This window comes from Streptomyces sp. SID5785 (assembly GCF_009870065.1).
Taxonomy (GTDB): Bacteria; Actinomycetota; Actinomycetes; order Streptomycetales; family Streptomycetaceae; genus Streptomyces.
In genome coordinates this window covers 1-1,389 of sequence record NZ_WWIA01000858.1, presented here as the reverse complement: position 1 = coordinate 1,389, position 1,389 = coordinate 1, and the positions used below count along the sequence as shown (strand labels likewise).

Below are 1,389 nucleotides of genomic sequence, written 5' to 3'. Positions count from 1 at the left end.
TGGCGACGAGATTGGCCCAGGAGTCGTCGCGCACGCCGGGCCAGGACACGGCGCGGCGCGCGGCGTGCAGGGCGCCGCGCGGGTCGTACCCGGCCCGGGCGATGGCGAGGGCGGCCAGGCTGACGGCGGGGGACGGGCCGGCGGGCACCCGGGCGGGGATCAGCGCGGCGGTGTCCGCGAAGTGCGTGGCGGCCGCGGGGGTGTCGCCCCGGCGCAGGGCCAGCAGGCCCTCGACGTGGGCGACCCGGCCGAGGGTGATGTCGTCGCCGCCGAGCACGGCGGTGGGCCAGACCGCGGCGAGATAGGCGCGGGCCGCCGCCGGGTCCGTGCAGGCCGCGAGCCATGCGGCGAGCCACGTGCCGCGCACCGCGGAGGGCCGGCCGGGCTCGCACAGCGGCAGGAGGCGGGCCAGGAGGTCGAGGCCGGTCGCGCCGTGGCCCTGGGCGAGCCACCAGAACCAGACGGAGACGACGGCGTCGAGGGCGGCGTCGGTGTTCTCGGGGTGCGGGTGCTCCAGGGCGTGGTGCGCGGTGGCGAGCAGCTCGTCGAGCTCGTCGCGGACGAGGCACAGGGCGGCGATCTGGTCGCCGGAGTCCCAGCAGTGACCTGCGTGCGCGGCGAGCGCCCGGATGTGGTGGGTGCGCCGGGAGGCGGCCACCGGGTACTCGCCGGCCTCGGTGAGCCGGGAGGCGCCGAACTCCCGTGCGGCGCGCGTCATCCGGTAGCGCACGCGGCGCAGGCCGCCCGGGTCCTCGGTCGTGCGGAGCACTCCGAGGGCGCTGAGCTGGGCGAGGCAGGACGGGATCAGCTCGGTCCGGACGCCGCCGCCGGAGGTGACCGAGACGGCGGTGTCCTCGGTGAACGAGCCGGTGAAGATGCTGGCCCTGGCCCAGACCACGCGCACCGCCCACGCACAGAGCCGGTAGGTGGAGCCGACCGCGTCACGGACCGACTGGTGGCGGCGCAGCGCCGGGTAGGAGCTGGTCAGCCAGCCCTGGCCCTGGCGCAGCCGGGCGGCGAGATCGTCGATGCTGTAGCGGTCCAGCTGGTCGGCGGCGAGCTCGATCGCGAGGGGGACGCCCTCGACCAGTCGGCACACCTCCTCGACCCGGGCCGACTCGGCGTCCCGGCCGAGGAGTTCGGCGGCGCTGTCGCGGGCCCGCTCGACGAACAGGCGCACCGCGGGCGCCGGCCCGGTGGCCCCGGCGGGCACGTCGACGGGCAGGGCGGACAGCCGCAGCACCTGTTCCTCGCCGAGGCCGAGCGGGCGCTGTGCGGTGACGAGGAGGCGCGCCGCGGGGGCGGCCATCAGCAACTGCTGGACGAGGCGGGCGCATTCGGCCTGGACCGGGTCGACGTCGTCGAGGACCAGCAGCGTGCGCTCGCCGG

Annotated in this window: 1 protein-coding gene; it reads right to left on the bottom strand. The window is 77.5% G+C overall.

Going from position 1 to position 1,389, the window contains the following annotated elements:
* A partial coding sequence (locus GTW43_RS27815) for a hypothetical protein (protein ID WP_161304717.1) occupies positions 1-1,389 on the bottom strand: 1,389 nt, incomplete at both ends.